2 protein-coding genes and 1 pseudogene are annotated in these 4,409 nt (G+C 42.5%); all 3 read right to left on the reverse strand.

Features of this window, described 5'->3' with window-relative positions; genetic code table 11:
- Positions 1-323: 323 nt before the first annotated feature.
- The 3 genes and pseudogenes from J4G07_17640 to J4G07_17650 all read right to left on the reverse strand — a co-directional run bounded on the left by J4G07_17640 (position 324) and on the right by J4G07_17650 (position 4,279).
- Positions 324-1,412: a hypothetical protein gene (locus tag J4G07_17640; GenBank protein MCE2415810.1), complete on the reverse strand. Its 1,089-nt coding sequence runs from the start codon at positions 1,410-1,412 to the stop codon at positions 324-326.
- 535 nt (positions 1,413-1,947) lie between these two features.
- Positions 1,948-3,675, reverse strand: coding sequence for an RNA polymerase sigma factor (locus J4G07_17645; protein ID MCE2415811.1), 1,728 nt, complete (start codon positions 3,673-3,675; stop codon positions 1,948-1,950).
- Positions 3,676-3,934: 259 nt separating this feature from the next.
- Positions 3,935-4,279, reverse strand: a pseudogene (locus tag J4G07_17650) (STAS domain-containing protein).
- Between the last annotated feature and the right edge of the window lie 130 nt (positions 4,280-4,409).

Raw genomic sequence — 4,409 nt, forward strand, 5'->3', positions numbered from 1 at the left:
GTCCGAAAGGTATTTCCACACCTACCGGGGTCTGGATGAACGGCGCGGTTAATGGAATATAAACTTTTAGAAATGGTATGAGTTTTGTAAAATTAAGCAATACGGTCAGATTCAGACGCTTTATTATTAAGGACGAAAGTTTAATCAAAAAACGTGCATCCTGTTGAAAAAAATGAAAGAAATAGGAATTTTTTAAAAGTTGTTTTGTGGATATCCAGTTCCTGACGCTTTATGAGAGGCTGGAAACTGAGGAAAAAGGTGTGATATATCAGACTGAGTCTCTCTAAGTTCTTAAGTCAAACTCACGTTTAACGAGTCTTCTTTTACTTCTGCCCCAGAACTTTTAAAAACTCTTTATCATCTTTTATATCCGAAAATTCTGGCGTTTCAAGAAAAGTTTGGTAATACATATCCCGATTTAAAGGGTTTAGCATGTAATCCTGAGCAGTCTTTAAATGATATAAAGTTTTTTCTCTATCCTTCTCAGAAGCCCAAATACTTACTGCAAGGAAGAAGTGACTCCAAGCGTTATTGTTTCCGAAATCAACGGCGATTTGTAGGAAACGTCGCGCTTCGTTGTACTTCTTCGACCACAACAAACAACACCCAATATCATGAGCAGCCCATGTAAGGTTTCCAATATCCACTGGATGACCAGTGTCCCGTTTTTCTATCTCCTCTTCAAGAAATGTGCTGGCTTTGATAAAGACTTGATTGAAACGTTCCCAATCTTCTCGTTTGCTATACACCAGAAGTCGTGTGGTTATTGCAGTCAACCAGAACTGAAAATAGTGTTCCAAACCAAGGGTGCTGTTGAGACGTTCCAATTTTTCTATTTCGAGGAGTGCTTCATCCAATCTGTCGTTGGCGTATGAGACTTCTGCCCCAGCTTGCAAAAAAAGACAACGTGTGTAGCGATTCACTTCAGGGTTCTCTAAGCGTTCAGAGGCTTCCTCATACAGTTGAAACCACTCATCAATACGACTTTCCTCTTTCCAACATTTAGCCTGGGTCGTATCGTAAAGAGCTTCCAACACATACGCATCTGACAGCTGCTCACACGTCCAATGATAAAGTCGAATCTGTTCCTCGACAGTTTCTCGGTTTCTCTGAAGAACAGCAAGCGTATCAACTAATTGCCAATGCGACCAGAAACGTTCTGTGTTATCTGAAGCGATCTTCAGATATCTACGGTGTAGAGAGATACGTTTCTCTAATCCGAGTTTGCCCATATACGTGTATATGTCATCGGCAAGATGCATCAACTCAGGTGTGATTTCACCCTTAAGGGCATCTTCAATCTGGTTGTATGCCTCCTTAAGAATATCCTCTCCCGATGTAGGATCGGATTTTGCTTGCTCTATGAATGCATCAAACTTGCTGCGAATATCCTCAAGTGTTAAAGGATTCATTTCTTCTCCCTCGCTCCAAGCTATTGCCGTAAAAACGACTAAACAGATGAACAAACCAAAGGAAACCTTAACAATACTTTTGCAATTCATTTCGCTTCTCCCGCGATGTGATACTTTGGTGGAATATTCTAATAGGACTTACTCACTTTGCTGGCAGGTGTGTTTCAAAACGCATCGGGCGCAGGGCGTTCCGTGTCCACGCCATAGTAAGATAGAAGTTCCGGCACAATTTTGCGTAAGTCCTATTCTAATTAAGGGGTTTTGTGTTAGATCTACCCTTAAATTAAGCAATACGATAAGATTCCGACCCTCTATTATTTAAAGACGAAAGTTTAATCAAAAAACGTGCATCATGGGGAAAAATTAAAAACTGGATTTTTTAGGAGTCGTTTTGGAGGGATAATTCTGGACGTACGATAAATCGCCGATTTCCCGACACTTTATGAGAGGTTGAGAAACCCAGTAAAAAGGCGTGATATGTCGGCCTGGGTTTCTCTAAATTCTTAAGGCAAACGCATGTTCAACTATTCTTCGCTTACTTCTCTTCCTTCTGTCCCAGAACCTTCAGAAACTCTGAATCCTCCTTTACATCCGAAAATTCGGGGGTTTCAAGGAAAGACGAGTAGTAGCCATCCAGATAATTGTAGGAAGTAACCACATACTCGTTCTGAGCGACCTTCAAATGATGTAAAGTCTTTTCTCGATCTCTCTCAGATGCCCAGATGCTCACAGCAAGCATGAAGTGATTATAATCGTTGTAATTGCCCAAATCGATGGCGAGTTGTAGCAAACGTTTCCCCTCGTTATACTTCTTCGCCCATACCAGACAACAACCGACATTGTGAGTAGCACAGACAAGTTCGTAGATATTTACGGGATAACGAGCATTCCGTTTTTCTACTTCCCCTTCGATAAACGTTCTTGCATCCGCCCAGACTTGATCGAAACGGTCCCAATCTTCCTGTTTGCTATACACCCGAAGTCGATTCTCTCTTATAGCCAACCAGAATCTAAAATAACTCCGCCACCCGGGTTCACCATTGGCACGTTCCAATTTTTCGATTTCAAGAAGTGCCGCATCTAACCTATCGTTTTTTATTAAGATATCTGCTCCGAATTGCAGAAAGTCGCAACGACTGTACTGACTCACTTTAGGATTCTCTAAGCGTTCAGAGGCTTCATTATAAAGTTGAATCCAGTCATCAATACGACCTTCCGCCGCCCAATATCCAGACATGCCCAGATTGGAAATAATCCGTAACACATATTTTTCTGATTGCTTGCATGCCCAACGGTAAAGGCGCGTCTGTTCCTCAATCGCTTCTCGGTTTCTCCTAAGAAATCCAAGACTATTCACTAACGACTTGTGCGACCAGTAACGTTCTGTATCATCTGGGGCGTTATCCATATACTTACGGAGCAGAGGCACCCGTTTTTCCATGCCGAGACTGCCCATATACGGGTATATCTCATCAACCACAAGATGCACCAACTCAGGCGTAATTTCACCCTTAAGTGCATCTTCAATCTCATTGGATGCCTCCTTAAGAATATCCTCTCTTGATGCAGGATCAGATTTTACTTGTTCTATGAATGCATCGAATGTGCTGTGCAGTCGCTCCAATTGATTCATAATATTCTCCTTCAGATTATCTGATAATTGTGAATGACCAAAGAATTCTTGAGCCAAGAGTTCCCGATCCGTTTGTAAACGTTTTCGTGCTCGGTGGAGCCGACTCGCAATTGTGTTCACCGGCACCCCTAAGTATTTGCCGATCTCTTTTGTTGACATTTCGTCAAGATAGTAGAGTGTTACGACCATTCGTTCATTTTCTGGCAGTTTTTCCAAAAGCCTTTGGACAAGCGCATGGCGATACTCGGTTCTCTCTGTCACCCGCTGTTCCAACACGTGCTGTGTGTAAGAGGATTCCTCAATTTCTTCCACAGGCGTGTTCTCGAGCGATTGCATGGCAGGCTTTCGCTGCTGTATCAACTTTTGCTTTCGCATCCAATCAATGCAAAGCCGATTAGCGATGACATGGAGCCACCCAGCGAATTGATCAGGATTTTTAAGCGTCGAGAGTTTTTTGTATGCCTGGAGGAAGGCATCTTGGGTAATATCCTCAGCATCGTGATAATCGCCGATCTTCCGCCATATAAGGTCATGAACGCTCTTTTGGTACTTTTCGACCAAAATACCAAATGCCTCGTTGTCTCCCGATAAAACTTTGCGAATCAGTTGAACATCGTCTTCTCTTTCCACGAAATTTCCTCCTCACGAATAGATTGGATCCTGTAGGTCCTCGCCAAAAAGTTTAATCAAATGCCAAGTTTTATGCAAAGCAATATGGCACAGTTTACCCTTCTATATATTAAAGACGAAATTTTGGGTAGAAAACTTGCATCCTGGGGCAAAAAATGAAAAACTGGATTTTTTGTATGTGTTTTGGGAGTGTCAGGCAACAAAAAAGGGAACCGGTAAAAAACCAGTTCCCTGTGGATATTCTATTGGACTTCAAAAACTAAGCCGACAATCCAGCAACAGCCGCGTCCTCACTGTCGAAATGTTCAAACAGACTCACCACACGACTCAGAACGATGAGATTTCTGATATGTTTCCCGACATTGATGACACCCACGCGTCCCTGTTTTCGTGACGCAGCCGCGTATGCCTCCATCAAGGTGCCAAGACCTGAACTATCGATCCGATTGACCTGCTCGAAATTGATGAGGATACGAGGGGTATCCGAAGCCGCTATTTGTGGCAAGATAACTTCCCGTAAGTCTGATACAGAACGTCCGCTTACCTTTCCAGTGGGTTTCAAAATCGAGATGCCATTTTGCTGGCGAATTTGCGTTGTCATTTTTTTCTCCTTTTTTTATTTTTTATTTCTGAAATTTGTCACCGTTAATTGTTTGTGATACTCACAACGCCTAAAGGCGTGTGCTTCTTTGCTTCCTTATAGGAGGCTTACTTGATTTGAGTCCCCGAAAGGG

The sequence above is a fragment of the Candidatus Poribacteria bacterium genome (assembly GCA_021295715.1).
GTDB lineage: Bacteria > Poribacteria > WGA-4E > WGA-4E > WGA-3G > WGA-3G.

What these genes read in the sequence shown, in the direction of transcription:
- J4G07_17640 (MCE2415810.1), bottom strand. Translation starts at nt 1,412, where the DNA reads ATGAATCCTTTAACACTTGAGGATATTCGCAGCAAGTTTGATGCATTC.